This window comes from Cyanobium sp. FACHB-13342, from assembly GCF_014697415.1.
In the GTDB taxonomy this organism is placed as follows: Bacteria; Cyanobacteriota; Cyanobacteriia; order PCC-6307; family Cyanobiaceae; genus Cyanobium_A.
Window position 1 is genome coordinate 33,756 of the sequence record NZ_JACJRT010000011.1, and the last position, 16,200, is coordinate 49,955.

A 16,200-nucleotide genomic window follows, 5' to 3' on the forward strand; every position below is an offset into this window, starting at 1 on the left:
CACCAACGAATCCCGCCCGGCCATGTCGCCCCAGCCCATCGCCGGACGCCCCCCAGCCCTGGAGCGGCTGCTGCGCACCCTGAAGCCCCACCGGCGGCTGGTGTGGCAGGCCTCCAGCTGCTCGGTCCTGAACAAGCTGTTCGACCTGGCCCCCCCAGTGCTGATCGGCCTGGCGGTGGATGTGGTGGTGCAACAGGACACCTCCTGGCTGGCGTCCCTGGGCGTCACCACCGTGCCGGGTCAGCTGGGGGTCCTGGCGGCCCTCTCCTTCCTGATCTGGAGCGCCGAATCCCTGTTCGAATACCTTTATTCCCTGCTCTGGCGCAACCTGGCCCAGACCGTGCAGCACGAGCTGCGTCTGGAGGCCTACGGCCACCTTCAGCAGCTGGAGATGGGCTTCTTTGAAGCCAGCAGCAGCGGCCGGCTGATGGCCGTGCTCAACGACGACATCAACCAGCTGGAGCGCTTCCTGGACCAGGGAGCCAATGAGATCCTGCAACTGATCACGACGGTGCTCGCGGTTGGGGGCGCCATGATGGCCCTTTCCCCCCTCGTGGCTGGGGTGTCCTTCCTGCCGATCCCCGTGATCCTGTGGGGGTCGCTGCGCTTCCAGAAGCGCCTGGCCCCCCGCTATGCCGAGGTGCGTGACAAGGCCGGTGATCTGGCCAGTCGCCTGGCCAACAACCTGGGCGGCATGCTCACCATCAAGAGCTACGTCGCCGAGGCCTGGGAGCTGGAGCGGCTGGCACAGGACAGCCAGGCCTATCGGCGCAGCAATGCCCGGGCGATCCAAATCTCGGCGGCCTTCATTCCCCTGATCCGCTTCGCGATCCTGTTTGCCTTCCTCGCCATCCTGGTGATTGGGGGACTCCAGGCCTGGCGCGGCACCCTGGCGATCGGTACCTACTCCTTTCTGGTGTACGTCACCCAGCGCTTGCTCTGGCCCCTCACCGGCCTGGGGCGCACCCTCGACGACTACCAGCGGGCCATGGCCTCCACCAACCGGGTGCTCGACCTGCTCGACACCCCGATCGCCATCCCGGGGGGGCAACACCCCCTGCCCCTGGAGCAGGTGCGGGGCGCCATCCGCTTCGAGGCGGTCACCTTCGGCTATGCCGGCCGGGAGCCCCTGCTCCGGGATTTCAACCTGGACATCCCCGCCGGCAGCACCCTGGGGATCGTGGGAGCAACCGGCTCGGGTAAGAGCACCCTGGTGAAGCTGCTGCTGCGCCTCTACGCGATCCAGGGCGGCGACATCCTGCTGGACGGCACGCCACTCCAGTCCCTGCGCCTCGATGACCTCCGACGCGCCATCGGTCTGGTGAGCCAGGAGGTGTTCCTGTTCCACGGCAGCGTGGCCGAGAACATTGCCTACGGCAGCTTCGACGCCTCACCCGCCGCCATCGCCCGCGCCGCGGAACTGGCGGAAGCCGCAGCCTTCATCGACGCGTTGCCCCAGGGGTACAACACGGTCGTGGGCGAACGGGGGCAGCGTCTCTCCGGTGGTCAACGCCAGCGCATCGCCCTGGCCCGCGCCATCCTCAAAAACCCACCGGTGCTCATCCTCGATGAGGCCACCGCGGCCGTGGACAACGAAACCGAGGCCGCCATCCAGCGCTCCCTCGACCTGATCACGGCGGAGCGCACCACCCTGGTGATCGCCCACCGGCTCTCCACCGTGCGTCACGCGGATCGGATCGTGGTGATGGACCGGGGACAGATCGTGGAACGGGGCTGCCATGAACAGCTGATCGGAGCGGAGGGTCCCTACGCCAATTTGTGGCGGGTGCAGGCCGGCCTGCGCACCGGCGAGCCCCTGCGGCTGTAAGGCCCTGATCGTGCAATAGCTTTTGGGGGATGAAAACCCCTCCGGCCAAGCGGCCCCGAAAGCGAGGAAACCGCAGCGCGGTGCTGCTGGCGATCGGGGTTGGCCTGGGCAGTGGTCTGCTGCTGGCGAGCCCGCTCTCCCAACTGCTCAGCGACACGGCCTCGGGAAGCAACACCGCGATCACCAACCCCTTCGCGGCCTGGAGTGGCATCACCAACCAGGACGTCCTTTTGCTCGGCACCGATGTGGGTGGCGGCAACACCGATGTGATCGCCAGCCTGCGGGTGGATGGCGGCATCACCCGGATCACCCAGGTGCCCCGCGACACCTACATCGAGGCCGAGGGCTATGGCCCCCACAAGATCAACGCCCTCTACAGCCTGGGCGGCACCGACCTGCTCAAACGGGAGCTGGCCCGCAAGCTGGGCCGGCCGATCACCCACCACGTGGTGGTGAACCTCTCCGCGATCCGGCGCATGGCCGATGCCCTCGGCGGCATTGAGGTGGATGTGCCGAAACGGATGGCCTACACGGACAACAGCCAGGGTCTGTATATCGACCTGCAACCGGGCCTGCAGACCCTGAAGGGACGGGACCTGGAGGGCTTCCTGCGCTTCCGCCACGACGAAATGGGTGACATCGGTCGGCTGGAGCGCCAGCAGCTGGCCCTGCAGGCCCTGTTCCGCAAACTCACCCGACCGGAGCACCTGGTGCGCCTGCCGGTGCTGCTGGCGGCCGCCGGGAAAGACCTCAAAACGGATCTGGGCCCCATGGAGCTGGGCGGGCTGATCACGGCCATGGGCACCACCCAGCTGGAAACCAAGCGCCTCGGCGGGCGGCCCTTCTATCGCAACGACATCAGCTACTGGGAAGCGGATTGGCCCCAACCGGTGCTGGACGGCTCGAGCAGCGAGGGAGACTCCGCCAACGAGGGACGCTACCGCTTCCTGTTCTGATCCACTTCTGGATCGATGGTCGGCCTGGTGCTGCCATTGGTCCGCTGGGACAGGGTGATCAGGGCCAGCACCAGGGCCGCCCCGGCCAGCAGGGGGGTGGAGGCCGCCACCGTGACGCCCAGGGCGGCGGTGAACCAGATCGAAGCGGCGCTGGTCAGACCACGCACCTCCGGCACGCCTGTCTTGTCGCCACTGGGGGGCACCAGGATCTCGCCCGCCCCCAGGAAGCCAATTCCGGTGGCGACCCCCTGAATGACCCGGCTGCGGGCCTGGGGATCGGGACCGGCCGCCAGCACCATCAGACAGGCACTGAGCCCCACCAGCACGTGGACGCGCAGGCGATTGGGGTGGCTGGTGTTGCCGTGGTGGGCGCGGTTCATGCCCACGGCAAGGCCGCACAGCACCGCCAGACCGAGGCGCAGCAGGATCTGCAGGTCCAGGGTGAAGGGCAATGATCCGCAGCCAGTCACACCATCATCATTTCCACTGGACAAGAACGCCAGAATCGGCCCAAGGATCTGACCCGTGTGCCGCGCGCTGCTCTCCCCCCCTCTGCCCTGCGCGCTGCCCTCAAGATCGCTCTGGCTGCAGCCCTCGCCGGCGCCTGGGCCATCAGTTTTCGTGACGTGCGCTTTGTCTGGTACCCGCTGCTCGCAGTGGTGATGTGCATGGACGAGACCGAAACCCGGGTGCTGGCCGCAGCCCAGGGTCGCGTGTTAGGCACCATCGCCGCCGGGGTGGTCAGTTTTCTGGTGCACACCCTGATGGGCGGCTGGCTGGGGCTGACGGTGTCATTGCTGGTGGTGGTGCCCCTGCTCAGGCTGTTGGGCTGGCAGGCCGGCCTGGCCACGGGAATCGTGATGAGCTCGATGCTGTTTCTGGTGGCTGATTACGCCGAGCTCAACTGGATCTACGTGCTCAACCGCACCGCCGACACCCTGGTGGGGGTGGTGGCCACCCTGGTGGTGAATGCCCTGTTCTGGCCCATCAACCGGCTGGCGGAGATGGGTCAGTTGGACCAACAGCTGAGGGGGGTGTTGATCCAGCGCCTCGCAGCGATCCGTCAGCAACTCAAGGATCCGATGGCTGAAAACGGCCGGGTCTCCCAGGCGATCGTGGGCAGTCGCCTCTGCCAACAGCTCAACCAGCTGGTGAACGATGAGCTGCGCAGCAACCCCCACGGCGCTGCCGAGCGGCTGCACTGGCGCCAGCGCAGCCTGCTCTGGGAACGGGTCAACCACCACAGCCTGCAGCTGCAGCGGCTCGGCCAACTGTTGCCTCCAGGGGCCCTGGCTTCGGCCGCGACTCCCTGGCTAGAGAGGCTTCCGGCCCTGCTCAGTCAAACCCCCGGAACGGAGGTGTTGGATCTGCCCGAACGCCAGCGGCTCACCGACCTGGCCCAGGCCCAGGGCCTCCCCCCCCTGCTGTTGCTGGCCCTCGACGATGAGCTGCAACGGCTCACCTGCAGTGCCCAGAGCCTGGCCCTGGCCAGTCGGGGGGATGCCATCCGGCCATGAACGCCCCACCCCTGATCACACGCACTGACCTGCGGATGGCGCTCACCGCCGGGCTCTCGGCCGGCTTCGTGATCATGCTTGGGCTTCCCGATGCCTTTTATGCGCCGTTGGCCGTGGGGGCGGCCCTCGGAGGCACCGTGGGCGCCACCCAGCTGCTGGGTACCCAACGGGTGTTGGGCACCGTTCTCGGCGGCCTGATTGTGGCGATCGGTTTCAACACCATGAGCCAGGCCATGCCCCTGCCCCTGGGGGTGGCTCTGGCCCTGGGCCTGACACGGATCTTCGGAGGATCCCTGGGCCTGCGCTCCGGTTACAAAGTGGCCGGCCTCGTGGTGTCCATGGGCTGGACGGTCCACCACACCAACCTGGCCAGCTGGATTCCCACCCGACTGGTGGTGACCCTGATCGGCGTGTTGGCCGCCTGGCTGGCCGTGAGCTGCCTCTGGCCCAGCCGCGCCCTGACCCAGCACCAGGACCACTCTCGCTCGCTGTTCAGCGCAATCGCCACCCTGTTGCGGGAACGGGCCAGCCTGTTGTTGGAGGAACGGGAACTGGAGGCCAGTGCCCGTCTCCAGCGTCGCAACCAACTGTTGAAAGCGACGCTCCAGCTCCAGAACCTGCGCCAGGAAGCGCGCCAGGAGCTGGGCCCCGACCGCATGGGTGAACGGATGGAACGCCTCTGGGACCTCCAGGAACAATGGCTCAGCGCCGTGATCGGCCACTACCGAACCATGCTGCGCTTGCCGGTGGTGCCCCTAACAAGCCCCGGCCTCAAAGCGCTCCTCGAGGCTGAGCACGCGCTCCTCCAAAACCTGGCCGACCAACTGACCGGCTGGGCCCAGTCCTGGCCGGAGCTGCCACCGCCAACCGCCAAAACCACCCCAGGTCCAGACCTGGAGCTGCTGGAACAGGCTGAAGCAGCAGCTTTTCAGGATCCGCTCGCCACAGCAGTCTTGCTGAGCAGCAGCGGTGGACGCCGGGCCATCACCTGCCACCAGATGGTTGAGGCGACCAGGAGCTTCGAAACCGCCTGGGCTGCCGTGCCCTGAGCGGCCTGCCTGGAAACGGCATCGAGCCCCCAAGCTGCCGCCCCGGAAGCTGAACACCCCCGGGGCCGATGGGCCACAGTGCCCATCAAACTCAGTCGAACCAGGCGCTGATCGGCATCATCGTGGCACTGCGCAACTGCGCCCTGGCCCTGTTGTGGCTGGGTCTCACCCCGGGCGTAATGCCCACGGCCGCGCTGGGTGCGCCGCAGCCTGCCCCAGGCACCGAACGGCTGGAGCGCAGCTGGCAAAAGCTCGATGCGGAGCTGCAAGCCCTCGATCGGCTGCTTCCCAGTGAGCCCGAGCCCCCGGTGGGGGATGTGCTCAGCACGCCGCCGCTGCCCGCCAATCTGATCCGCGCCAACCAGGCCCCCAGCGGCCCGATTCAGCCAGCAGACAGCGTCGCCAGCCCCCCCCTAGATCTGCCCACCCCCCAGCAGCTCCAGGCCGCCGGTGTGGTGAGCCTGAGTCTGGAGCAGGCCCTGGCGATCGCCTTTGCCAACAGCGCCAGCCTGCAGGCCCAGCGGGAGCAGGTGGCGGCAGCCCTGGCGAGCTTCCAGGCGGCCATGGGCAGCTACTGGCCCACGATCAGTGCCTTTGCCGCCGGCGGCTATGAGGGCAGCCGCACCACCACCACCGCCAACAAACCCAACGACAACCTGGGCTTCGGCCCGCAGTTCGCGCCTAACGGCCTGCTCACGCCTACAGGCCCGACGGCCGGCGCCTTCTACGTCCCCGATGGCGGCTCCGCGGGCGTCACCTCGGGCGAATGGGGCGGCGAGGGGGGCTTGCAGCTCAACTACGCCCTGCTCGACTTCGCCCGCACCCCCACGGTGCGAGCCGCCCGCGCCCGCCTCGAGCAGCTGCGCAACAGCTACGCCAACCAGCTGCGTTCCCTGCAGCTGCAGGTAAGCGAGGCCTACTACCAGCTGCAACAGGACGAACAGCTGGTGCGCATCTACGACGCCAACCTGCGCAACGACCTGCTGATCCTGCAGGACAGCCTTGATCTCAAGCAAGCCGGGCTGGTACCCCGGCTCGACGTGCTGCGACGCCGGGCGATCGCGGCCACCGACGAGGAGACCCTGATCCAGGCCCTGGCTGACCGGGCCGTGGCACGCCGGCAGCTGGCCGTGCTGCTGAACCTGCCGGCCAACGTGACCCCCAGCCCCAGCGATCCGATCGTGGTGCAGCCGCGCTGGCCCCTCGATCTGGAGGCCAGTCTGCTGGCCGGGTACCGGGGCAATCCCGAGCTGGAAGCAATCCTGGCCGCCCGTACGGCCCTGGCCCAGCAGAGCCAGGCCACCGCCGCAGGCCTCCTGCCGAAACTCTCCCTGTTTGCCAGCGGCGGGGGCAGCAGCTCCCAGACCAGCCTGGGCGACTTCACGATTGGTGGCGGCGGCTGCTGCGGCTCCACGGTCCTACCTCTGAGCACCACCAACGGCTGGGACTGGTCGGTGGGACTCACCTTCACCTGGCTGCTGTTCGATGCCGGCACCACGGCCGCTCAGGCCCGGGCCCTGGCCAGGCAGGAAGCCGCCACCGCCCAGCAGTACGCCGCCAGCCGCAACGACATCCGCCTGCGCATCGAGCAGGCCTTCTTCAACCACGAGGCCAGCCTGGCCAAGCTCAGCTCGGCCCGCCGGGGCGTGGCCGCTGCCCTGGAGGCCTTCCGCGACGTGCGGCTGCGCTATCTCACCGGGCTCGACAGCGAGCTCAACCTCTCCAACACCCAGGACCGGCTGATCAACAGCCTGGTGCAGCGCCTCAACGCCACCGTGGACGTGAACATCACCTACGCCAAGTTGCTGCGAGAACTGCTGCCGGTGCCGCGCGACCCCGCCCTGCCGATCCAACCGCAGTTGCAGCTCCCCAGCAGCAGCCAACCCTGAGCGGGGAGCACGCCATGGCCGCCGCATTGCCGAGCTTGAGCCCCCTGGGCCGGATGAGTCTGCGGATCTGGCTGGCTGCGACGCTCACCATCGGGATCCTGCTCTGGTCGGGACGGGGGCACGTCCTCGGGGCCGCGCTGGTGATGGCGGTGCTGTTCGTCAACGAAAACGACCTGATGCCGGCCCGCAGCATCGGCCAGCAGGTGGCGGGGGCCTTGGTGGGCATCCTGACCGCCCAGGTGGCCCATGAGCTCTCCACCAGCTGGCTGACCCTCGGCATCGCCCTGCTGCTCACGGGAATCCTGGTGCGCAGCCTGGGGCTGCTGAAGGGCTTGGGAACGGGATACCTGAGCTGCTGGGCCCTGGAGCTGATGCACCGCGGCAACCAGGTGAATTGGGCGGTGATCTTCGATCTGGCCTTTGCGGTGGTGGTCGGCATCCTCATGGCCCAGATCGCCACCTGGGCCGTATGGCCGCGGCGACCCATGCAGCAGCTGAGGGCCCTGGACGCCGGAATCGCCAGCCAACTCGCCACCCAGATCCGGGCCATGCGGCACTGGCTGACCAGTGGCGGGCCACCCCCACCGGCCCTGCGCTCCCAGGATCTGCTGCCCAGTATTCAGATGTTGGAGCAGCTGCGCCAGGGGAACCCGGGCTTCGCCATGCCCGCCCAGACCCAACGCCTGCGGGTGCGCTGGGCCCAGGCCGGCAGCCTCTGGCGACTGGTGCTGCGCCAGTGGCTGCTGCTGGAGCCGCTGCTGTTGCAGCTGAGCACACCGCTGCCACCGGATTCCGACCCAGGGCTGCTCGCGTTCTCGCTCGCCGATCTGGCCGAGCGCTTGCAAAGCGATCCAGCCGCCGCCCCCACCGCGGTCCTGGCGACCACCCCTGGGCATTGGCTGGAGCAGGCCAGCCGCCTGGGTGCACCCCAACCCCTGGCGCTGGCCATCGGCCAGCAGTGCCAGGAGCTGCAGAAACTGCTCCACAGCCGGACCCTGCTGAGCCAAGCGCTGGCGGAGCTCTCGCCCCCCGCACCATGAACGGCACAGCCCTACGGGACAGCCTGCGCCTCGCCGTCACCGTGACGGTGGTGAATGGCTTTGCCAGCCTCACGGGCCTGCCGTTTGGGCTCTATGCCTCCCTGGCGGTGCTGAGCGTGACCGTGGGCAATTACGGCAACACGCTCGAACTCGGCCGTCAGCGGCTGGTTGGCACCGCCATTGGCGCCATGGTGGTGTTCTTCGGCTACCGGGCCTGGGGCCATCTGCCGCTGATGGTGGCCCTGCCGCTGGCGCTGCTGCTGGCCCGCCTGATCGCCGGTTCCCTCAGGCTCACGGTGGGCTACGGAGTGTGCTGCTTCGTGGTGGTGATGGGCTGGCTCACCCACGACCAACAGCTCGGGACCTGGATTCCCCTGCGCCTGCTCTGGACCGCGTTCGGCATCCTGATGGCCCTGCTCAGCCTGCGGCTGTTCTGGCCTTCGCGGGCCCGGATCCAGCAGCGGGAGGGACTGCTGCAGCTGCTGGTGGATCTGGGCCACGCCCTGCTGGAGGCGACGCAGCACAGCCGCGACCTGGTTCACGAGATCCGCAGCCTGCGCGTCAGCCTGTTGCGCCTGCGGGATCAACGTCAGGGAGCCCTGCTGGAACTCGGCTCGCTGGCGAGCCGGCACCCAGCGGCCCGGATGTGGGCGCTGCTGGACCAGGCCAGCGAGTCCCTGTTGCTCGATCTCGATGAGCTGCGCCGCCTTCCCAGACCCAACTGGCAGGACTGGGGGCTGCAAGGCGACAAGGAGGCTGGTCGGGCCTTTGTGGAGAGCGTGGCCCAGCGGCTCCTGGGCTGGCAGCAGATGCTGGGCGGCTCCCACCAGCTGCAGCCTCCCCCGGATGCCCCCCGGCCAACCCTGCCGCTCGTCATGTTGCGATCCCCCGAATCCCGCACCGCCTATCAGCAACTCAACCCCGAGCAACTGCAGCGGGTGGCCTCGCAATGGATGGTGCTCAACCGCATGGACGTCACCATCGCCGACACCGAACGGCAATGGCGAGAGCTCGTTGAGGCGTCGCCATGAGCCGGGCCACCCGGCGTTCTGGATTCAGGCGTCGGGCCGCGACGACCACCAGCGCTCCACGCGGTAGAGCAGCACCACCACCAGCACCACCAACCAGAACCACAGCTCCGGGGGGTTGGCGTTGAACAGAATCAGCAGCAGCACCACCTCGCTGACCAGCCAGGGAAACTCCTGACGCAGCAGCGGGTTGCGGATCGAGGGGAGGCGCGGTTTGGCGGTCAATGGAGGACTCAGGGCACGGTGTTGGGTTGGCGCAGGAACGGCCGGTTCCAGCGCAGGTCGATGCCGGACGTGCGGTAGCCACCGGTGAGCGAGCGCAACCCCGGGATCACATAGCTGATCGGCGACCGCCATTCCACGTAGGCGTGGGTCGACACGGTGAGGCCATCGCGGATCGGGAACACCCCACTCCCTCCGGAGAGGGTCCAGCGGTAACCATCGACGCTGGCGGGATCACGCTCCAGCTCAATTTCGCTGCGCATCACCGGACCGTTCTTGGTGAGTTCCTGGGCCAACTGCTGGTTGCCGATGGTGGTGGAGATGTCGTCCTCGGTGGCAGGCAGGGTGAGCACCTGTTTCACCTTGCCCACGATGCCCCCGAAGCGGCCGCGCTGGTTCCACTGCGGCACCACCTCCACCGGCAGTCCCAGGGGCAACCGACGGGCATCGGCGGGCGCGAAGTAGGCCACCACCCGCAATGGGCGGTCTTTGGCACTGGGTTGCTCCGGCCGACCGATCGTGCCCAGCCGCTGGCCGGTGCCGACGGTCTGACCCGCAATCACCTGCAGATCGAGCACCGTGCCGTCGCGGTCGGCCTGCACCTTGCCGTCGTAGGCGATCTTGGCCTCGGTCACCTGGATCTGACGCTTGAGGTCGTCGATCTGGTAGCGGCGCTGCAGGGCCTGGGTTTCGATGTTGAGCTTCACCTGCTGGTAGTTGGTCACCACGTTCTTCTCGTTGATCTTCACGTCATCGAGATTCACGCTGGTGCTGGTGAGCCCCTGCTCCGCCGACACCACTTCAGTGGACAGTGGAGCCACCACCTCACGCTTGGCCAGCCAATCCAGGTTGCGCAGTTTCTTGGCGTATGTCGACTGGAGTTCGCCGTAGCGGCGGCGATCGTCGGACAGCTTGGCCAGGGACGTGTCCAGGGCCCGCTTCTCGGTGAGCAGTCGCAGGGCGTCGCGCTCATCGAGCCGGGCATTGTGGCGCTCCAACTGCCGCAAGTTGCCACGCTGCTGGTCGAGCTGGCGCTCCAGCACCGGCAGATACAGCTGCATCAACACCTGGCCTCGCGCCACCGGCTGCCCTTCCTTGACGAACACCTCCCGCACCTGGCCGCCAGCACGGGCGTTGAGGATGCCGGCGTTGTTGGGATAGATGAGCACGCCCATGCCTTCCACCTCAGTGGGCACGGGCCAGAACAGGGCCCAGAGCACCAGCACGCCGCCCACTCCCGCCAGGGTCACGCCCACCTGGCTGTGATCGCTCAGCCCCTGCCAATGCCCCTGCATTCGCTGAAGCGGGCCCTGGGGACCGGGCTCTGCAGCGGTGGGCGGGGCTTGGGTCATGGCGCCCAGCTTGCAGGAATCAGGTGCCCCTGTCAGCCCCCCGCTGATCCGGCCAGCCCAGACCCAGCTGCTGGAGACGCCGTCTCGCCCAATCCGCCCGCGCCCCTGCCGCCCCCAGGGCCTGGGCCACCAGCGGGGCCAGCACCGGCACCTGGCTGAAGCCCGCACTGAAGCCAGTGAACACCCACAACCCCGGCGCCGCCACCACCGGCCCCACCAGGGGGACACCCCCGCTGCAGAAGGCCACGGGAGCCTGATGCAGGCGACCCGGCAGCTGGGCCAGGGCAGCCGCCCAGGCCTGGTCCGCCAGGCTGCGGCGCAGCTGCCGTTCCACCTCGGCGGGCGGCGGCGGCGCACCGAGCTCTAGGCCCGGCCGCACCAGGGTGTGCTGGCCCAGCAGCGCCCCCGTACCCCGGGGCACCAGGCCACCATCCACCAGCCACTCCGGTTGGCCCAGGCCGGCGGCGCGGCGCTCCAGCTCGACCCGGCCGAAGCGGGCCGGCAGCCAGGCAACAGCAGGCCCCGGAAGGGCCGGATTGCAAGCGAGCTCCAGCACGGCTGCCCAACTGCTGCGCAGGCGCGGCGGCAGGGCAGGCCACAGCTGGCGGCAATGGGCACCTGCGGCAAGTACCAGCTGCGGAGCCTGCAGGCTGGTGCCGTCACGGAACTGCAGCTGCCAGCCTGAGCTTGGATGGGGCTCCAGGGAATCCACCTGACCGGCCAAGCAGCTCACGTCCGCCGCCGCCAGCACGGGTGGCAAACGCGCAGCCAACACGGCGGTGTCCACCCGGGCAAAGGGAAGCGGCAACCGGGCACTCAGGGCCCCCAAGCTGGAGCCGCCGCCATGGACCCGCAGGCGGCAGGGCCGCCAGCCCAGATCCCCATGGCGCCCTTGCAGGAGGCGCCAGCGCCTGGAAGCCCCTGCCGCCAGGCGGGCCAGGGGGGTGGGTGCCAGGGGCCACCCCGGCAGGGCCCCATAGCTGAGGGCAGAAGCCGAGGAGAGGCCAGCAGGGGCGGGCGCATCCACAACCGTGACCACTGCCCCCAGCTCCCGCAACGCCAGGGCCAGGAGGCCCCCAGCCACCCCGCCACCGACGATCACCACATCGGCCGTGGCCGATGCCGTCACACCAGCAGGGTGAACGAGGTGACCACCTGGTGGAACATGTCCTTCACCTTGGCCCAGCGGATCTCGTTGGTGCTAGCGGCAAAGGTGTAGAGCCGGCCCCGGTCAAGCACCACGGTGGCCAGCTCGTGGCGGTCGCGATCGTCAAGGTGCACGGCGTACTCCAGGTCATAGAAGGTGCGAGGCCCCTCCTGGCGCTCGGACGCCTCCACCAGCTCGGCGGCCCGGCCGCTGCCCTCGGGGGCGATCACGGTGCGACGCAGCTGCTCCCCGACAGCCACCGCACTGCCGAGCTTCTCCAGGTCGTTGGTGGGGTTCACCTCGGAAATCACCAGGCTGAGGGTTTCATCGCTGTTGATCAGGTCGTGAAACACCACCTGGGGGCCGCCGCTCACCTGCACCCGGGTCCAGCCGGTGGGATAGAGGAAGGCGTAGCGCCCATCGGGGCTCTGGAAGGAATTGAGGCCGGCGGCCGTGGCGCTGCAGGCCACCAGGGCCACCGCCAACACCAGGGCAACCAGACGGGGCAAAAGGGTGCGACAAAGGGCCACGTTGCGGGAGACAGCCATGGCTGCAGACGGATTGCGTGGCGCCATTCTGCTGGGCCGCCAGCATGGGCTCGGATCCCAGCCCCTCCGCATGCCTCGCAAGCCCACCTGGGTCGACCGACAGCAACGCCGCCGCGACTCCCCCTTCTTCCGCCTGCTGGATGGCTCCTTTGTGTTCCGCCTCAGCCTGGCGGCGGCGGGGGCCCTGGCCCTGTTGATGGTGGTGAACAGCTACGCCACCTGCCGCAACCACCGTTGGGCCCAGGGGTGCCTATGGCGCGATGCGGAGGCGCTGATCAGCGTGGGCAATGTGGAATCGCTGAGCATCGTGACCGCCGCCTTCCTCTACATCCTCGAAGGCCACAAACGGCGGCAGCGGGACAACCTGGAGGCCTACGAGCTGCTGAAAACCTGCAATGAATCCAGCGCCCGTTGGCTGATGGGGCGCATCCAGGCCCTGGAGAGCCTCAATGGAGCTGGATTGCCGATCGACGGCCAGCAGCTGGCGGGCTTTGACCTGCACAACCTCCAGGCCCCCCATGGCCACTGGCATCAGGTGAACCTGGAGAACAGCGTGCTGCGCAACGCCAACCTGGCCGGCACCGACCTCACCGGCTCCAACCTGCGCGGGGCCGATCTGCGCGGAGCCAACCTGCGCGACGCCATCCTGGACGGGGTCGATCTCACGGGGGCCCAACTGGACGGGGCCGACCTCACCGGGACCAACCTGGAGGGAGCGGGGAGCCCTGTCGGTTGATTGGCGGTCCCGCCTAAATTCAGGGCACTTGCGGCGAATCGCTGAGCGGCTTCACCCGCCCGTTGGCCCGGCTGATCGACCAGTTCGAGCGCCTGCCCGGCATCGGCCCGCGCACGGCCCAGCGCCTGGCCCTCCATCTGCTGCGCCAGCCCGAAGAGCAGATCCGCAGCTTTGCCGATGCCCTGCTGGCGGCCCGCAGCCAGGTGGGCCAATGCCAGCGCTGCTTCCACCTGTCGGCCGAGCCCCTCTGCGAGATCTGCCGCAACGCCGAGCGGGGCAACGGCCAGTTGTGTGTGGTGGCCGATTCCCGCGACCTGCTGGCCATGGAGCGCACCCGGGAGTTCAAGGGGCACTACCACGTGCTGGGCGGACTGATCTCCCCCATGGATGGCATCGGTCCCGAGCTGCTCCAGGTCCAGCCGCTGGTGCGCCGGGTGGATGCCGAGGGGATCAGTGAGGTGATCCTCGCCCTCACCCCCAGCGTGGAGGGCGACACCACCAGCCTGTACCTCGCCCGCCTGCTCAAACCCTTCACCACCGTGAGCCGCATCGCCTACGGATTGCCGGTGGGCAGCGAACTGGAATACGCCGACGAAGTCACCCTGGCGCGGGCCTTCGAAGGACGGCGCCAGGTGGAGTGACCAGGACAAACACCCTGCCATGACGCGCCGATCCCGCTACACCACCATCGCCCCCGCCGAGCGTTTGCCGGCGTGGTTGCGACGCCCCGTGGGTCCTGCCTCGGCGCTGGAGGCCGTTCAGGGGGTGGTGAAGCAGCAGCGGTTGCACACAATCTGTGAGGAGGGACGCTGCCCCAACCGCGCCGAGTGCTACGCCGCCGGCACGGCCACCTTCCTGCTGGGGGGGCCGATCTGCACCCGCAGCTGCGCCTTCTGCCAGGTGGACAAGGGGCAGGCCCCCGCCCCGCTGGATACGGGCGAAGCGGAGCGGGTGGCCGAAGCGGTGGCCAGCCTGCAGCTCTCCTACGTGGTGCTCACCGCCGTGGCCCGCGACGACCTGGCCGACCATGGCGCCGGCCTGTTCACCGCCGCCATGGCGGCGATTCGGCGGCGCACGCCTGGGGTGGGCATCGAAGTGCTCACCCCCGACTTCTGGGGCGGGCATCGCGACGAGGCGGAGGGATTGGATGCCCAACGGCGCCGGCTGGCCACCGTGCTGGCTGCCGCACCGGCCTGCTTCAACCACAACCTGGAAACGGTGGAGCGCCTCCAGGGCGAGGTGCGCCGCGGTGCCACCTACCGCCGCTCCCTGGGGCTGCTGGCCGCTGCCCGCGCCCTGGCGCCCACCATTCCCACCAAGAGCGGCCTGATGCTGGGACTCGGCGAAAGCCAGCAGGAGGTGCTGCAGACCCTGCGGGACCTGCGCAGCGTCGATTGCCAGCGCCTCACCCTGGGGCAATACTTGCGGCCATCGCTCTCCCACATTCCGGTTGCCCGCTACTGGACCCCGGCGGAATTCGAGGAACTGGGGGCGGCGGCCAGGGAGCTGGGATTCGCGCAGGTGCGCAGCGGCCCCCTGGTGCGCAGTAGCTACCACGCCGCCGACGGCATCGGCAGCAGCTGAGCCACGCCGAGGTCTGGCCTGGCTGCCGTCCTGGCTCCAGTCCGGCGGACAGCGCCTCGGCAGAGTCCTACTGATCGCCCTACTGGCGGGCAGCACCCCCGCAGGGCGCTGTGAGATGCCCGCCAAAGAGACGCTGGTGCAGGCCGAGGGACCCGACCTCAACGGCCTGCTGCAGCTGCCCGGCTGGCTGGACCTGCAACTGCAGCTGCAGGCCCAGCCGCTCGCCAATCCGGCCGGAGGCGATCGCCGGGGCGCCAGCTGGATGCAGCAGCTCAGCCTGGACGTGGTGGCGGGGCCGGGGCTGGCCAAGCCGGTGGAGCAGTGGAGCGAGGCCGACCACTGGCGCAGCCATGTACAGCTGATGCTGTTCAGCGGCAACCCCAACTGGGGCGAGGAGATCGGAGCGGCATTCCCCTTGCAGAGCACCGCCCACCCCACCGGGCTCTGGCTCACGGAAGCCAGCCTGGAGCGGCAGATGGGGAGCGGCAACGTGGCCGTGAAGGCCGGCGTGCTGTCAATCAACCCGGGCTTTGTGGAGGCACCGGTGCTGAATGCCTACGTGCACTCGGCCCTCAACAACACCCTCAACCTCAACGTAGAGGTGCTGCCGATCAACCCCTACGTCGCCCCGGGGCTGCAGGTGAGCTGGCGTCCAGAGCCCTCGGGCCGATGGGGCGAGCTGCGCTACGGCGCCTTCCTGCTCGACCCGCAGTACAACCTGGCGGCCCTGTTTGGCGTCGATCCCGACGAGAACCAGCTCAACGGCCACTCCCAGCTCCTGCAGTGGTCGTTTGATCGCCTGCCCGGGGCGGAGGCCCTGCAGCAGCCCATCCAGCGGGGAGAGCAACGGATCGCCCGTCAGCTGCCGCCGCCCCTGCTGCAGATCGCCGGCGGCTACTTGGACAACCGCACCACGGGCAATCTCAACACCGCCCTCGCCACCACCCTCACCCTGGCGGCACCGGTGCCGCTGGGTCTCGACAACCGGCTCTGGCTGGGCGTCAACGCCGGCTTGGAGTGGGACACCAACCCGGTGCCGCTGTTCCTCAGCGGCGGCTGGCTGAGTCAGGGGATCATCCCCAGCCGGCCGCTGGATGTGCTGGCCCTGGGCGTGGGCAGCAGCCGCTTCAGCCCCAGCCTCTCACCCGGCCAGAGCAGCGAAACGGTGCTGGAGCTCAACTACAGCTGGCTGGTGAACGCCAACCTCAGCCTGCAGCCCGTGCTGCAGCTGATCCTCAATCCCGACGGCAGCTCTGCCGATCCGATCCTGGCACTGGGTCTGGGGCTGACGCTGCAGTTCTGAG

At 68.8% G+C, this 16,200-nt stretch carries 16 protein-coding genes; 11 read left to right on the top strand and 5 right to left on the bottom strand.

Annotated features, from left to right (window positions below; genetic code table 11):
- Positions 1-22 precede the first annotated feature (22 nt).
- Complete coding sequence (locus tag H6G16_RS09455; RefSeq protein ID WP_190390077.1) at positions 23-1,828, top strand: ABC transporter ATP-binding protein; 1,806 nt, start codon at positions 23-25, stop codon at positions 1,826-1,828.
- A 29-nt stretch (positions 1,829-1,857) separates the two neighbouring features.
- On the top strand, positions 1,858-2,784 hold the full coding sequence (locus tag H6G16_RS09460; protein ID WP_190390078.1) for an LCP family protein: 927 nt from the start codon (positions 1,858-1,860) through the stop codon (positions 2,782-2,784).
- Here the strand turns inward: H6G16_RS09460 and H6G16_RS09465 are convergent.
- A complete protein-coding gene (locus H6G16_RS09465; RefSeq protein ID WP_190390079.1) occupies positions 2,766-3,236 on the bottom strand; it encodes an MgtC/SapB family protein in 471 nt (156 codons plus the stop codon). The two genes, H6G16_RS09460 and H6G16_RS09465, sit on opposite strands and share 19 nt — an antisense overlap.
- Before the next feature lie 75 nt (positions 3,237-3,311).
- On the opposite strand from H6G16_RS09465, the gene H6G16_RS09470 reads away from it, so the two are divergent.
- The 5 genes from H6G16_RS09470 to H6G16_RS09490 all read left to right on the top strand — a co-directional run bounded on the left by H6G16_RS09470 (position 3,312) and on the right by H6G16_RS09490 (position 9,310).
- On the top strand, positions 3,312-4,301 hold the full coding sequence (locus H6G16_RS09470; RefSeq protein ID WP_190390080.1) for an aromatic acid exporter family protein: 990 nt from the start codon (positions 3,312-3,314) through the stop codon (positions 4,299-4,301).
- A complete protein-coding gene (locus H6G16_RS09475; RefSeq protein WP_190390081.1) occupies positions 4,298-5,350 on the top strand; it encodes an FUSC family protein in 1,053 nt (350 codons plus the stop codon). The genes H6G16_RS09470 and H6G16_RS09475 overlap by 4 nt, the downstream gene beginning before the upstream one ends.
- Before the next feature lie 68 nt (positions 5,351-5,418).
- Positions 5,419-7,239, top strand: coding sequence for a TolC family protein (locus tag H6G16_RS09480; RefSeq protein WP_242036332.1), 1,821 nt, complete (start codon positions 5,419-5,421; stop codon positions 7,237-7,239).
- Positions 7,240-7,253: 14 nt separating this feature from the next.
- Positions 7,254-8,279: a hypothetical protein gene (locus tag H6G16_RS09485; protein ID WP_190390082.1), complete on the top strand. Its 1,026-nt coding sequence runs from the start codon at positions 7,254-7,256 to the stop codon at positions 8,277-8,279.
- Positions 8,276-9,310, top strand: a complete 1,035-nt coding sequence (locus H6G16_RS09490) for an FUSC family protein (protein ID WP_190390083.1) — start codon at positions 8,276-8,278, stop codon at positions 9,308-9,310. The genes H6G16_RS09485 and H6G16_RS09490 overlap by 4 nt, the downstream gene beginning before the upstream one ends.
- A 24-nt stretch (positions 9,311-9,334) precedes the next feature.
- Here H6G16_RS09490 and H6G16_RS09495 read toward each other — a convergent pair whose 3' ends face one another.
- From H6G16_RS09495 to psbP, 4 genes are read right to left on the bottom strand one after another with little or no spacing between them, the layout of a single operon-like run.
- Positions 9,335-9,532 (bottom strand): hypothetical protein, encoded by a 198-nt coding sequence (locus H6G16_RS09495; RefSeq protein ID WP_242036333.1) that lies wholly within the window; start codon positions 9,530-9,532, stop codon positions 9,335-9,337.
- An 8-nt stretch (positions 9,533-9,540) separates the two neighbouring features.
- Positions 9,541-10,881, bottom strand: coding sequence for an NHLP bacteriocin system secretion protein (locus H6G16_RS09500; protein WP_190390084.1), 1,341 nt, complete (start codon positions 10,879-10,881; stop codon positions 9,541-9,543).
- Between the two features lie 19 nt (positions 10,882-10,900).
- Entirely contained in the window at positions 10,901-12,010 is a 1,110-nt protein-coding gene (locus tag H6G16_RS09505; protein ID WP_190390085.1) for an FAD-dependent oxidoreductase, read from the bottom strand.
- Positions 12,007-12,576, bottom strand: coding sequence for a photosystem II reaction center PsbP (gene psbP, locus H6G16_RS09510; protein ID WP_190390086.1), 570 nt, complete (start codon positions 12,574-12,576; stop codon positions 12,007-12,009). Before psbP ends, H6G16_RS09505 begins: the two co-directional genes overlap by 4 nt.
- 70 nt (positions 12,577-12,646) lie before the next feature.
- Here psbP and H6G16_RS13120 point away from each other — a divergent pair, with 70 nt between their 5' ends.
- The 4 genes from H6G16_RS13120 to H6G16_RS09530 all read left to right on the top strand — a co-directional run bounded on the left by H6G16_RS13120 (position 12,647) and on the right by H6G16_RS09530 (position 16,199).
- A complete protein-coding gene (locus tag H6G16_RS13120) occupies positions 12,647-13,312 on the top strand; it encodes a pentapeptide repeat-containing protein (protein WP_242036334.1) in 666 nt (221 codons plus the stop codon).
- Between the two features lie 71 nt (positions 13,313-13,383).
- A complete protein-coding gene (gene recR / locus H6G16_RS09520; RefSeq protein ID WP_242036348.1) occupies positions 13,384-13,953 on the top strand; it encodes a recombination mediator RecR in 570 nt (189 codons plus the stop codon).
- A gap of 19 nt (positions 13,954-13,972) precedes the next feature.
- Positions 13,973-14,896, top strand: coding sequence for a lipoyl synthase (gene lipA / locus H6G16_RS09525; RefSeq protein ID WP_190390089.1), 924 nt, complete (start codon positions 13,973-13,975; stop codon positions 14,894-14,896).
- Positions 14,897-15,011: 115 nt separating this feature from the next.
- A complete protein-coding gene (locus H6G16_RS09530) occupies positions 15,012-16,199 on the top strand; it encodes a carbohydrate porin (protein WP_190390090.1) in 1,188 nt (395 codons plus the stop codon).
- The last annotated feature ends 1 nt before the right edge of the window (position 16,200 follow it).

What these genes read in the sequence shown, in the direction of transcription:
- H6G16_RS09485 (WP_190390082.1), top strand. Translation starts at nt 7,254, where the DNA reads ATGGCCGCCGCATTGCCGAGCTTGAGCCCCCTGGGCCGGATGAGTCTG.
- H6G16_RS09490 (WP_190390083.1), top strand. Translation starts at nt 8,276, where the DNA reads ATGAACGGCACAGCCCTACGGGACAGCCTGCGCCTCGCCGTCACCGTG.
- H6G16_RS09500 (WP_190390084.1), bottom strand. Translation starts at nt 10,881, where the DNA reads ATGACCCAAGCCCCGCCCACCGCTGCAGAGCCCGGTCCCCAGGGCCCG.
- H6G16_RS09475 (WP_190390081.1), top strand. Translation starts at nt 4,298, where the DNA reads ATGAACGCCCCACCCCTGATCACACGCACTGACCTGCGGATGGCGCTC.
- psbP (WP_190390086.1), bottom strand. Translation starts at nt 12,576, where the DNA reads ATGGCTGTCTCCCGCAACGTGGCCCTTTGTCGCACCCTTTTGCCCCGT.
- H6G16_RS09530 (WP_190390090.1), top strand. Translation starts at nt 15,012, where the DNA reads ATGCCCGCCAAAGAGACGCTGGTGCAGGCCGAGGGACCCGACCTCAAC.
- H6G16_RS09455 (WP_190390077.1), top strand. Translation starts at nt 23, where the DNA reads ATGTCGCCCCAGCCCATCGCCGGACGCCCCCCAGCCCTGGAGCGGCTG.
- H6G16_RS13120 (WP_242036334.1), top strand. Translation starts at nt 12,647, where the DNA reads ATGCCTCGCAAGCCCACCTGGGTCGACCGACAGCAACGCCGCCGCGAC.
- H6G16_RS09480 (WP_242036332.1), top strand. Translation starts at nt 5,419, where the DNA reads ATGGGCCACAGTGCCCATCAAACTCAGTCGAACCAGGCGCTGATCGGC.
- lipA (WP_190390089.1), top strand. Translation starts at nt 13,973, where the DNA reads ATGACGCGCCGATCCCGCTACACCACCATCGCCCCCGCCGAGCGTTTG.
- H6G16_RS09460 (WP_190390078.1), top strand. Translation starts at nt 1,858, where the DNA reads ATGAAAACCCCTCCGGCCAAGCGGCCCCGAAAGCGAGGAAACCGCAGC.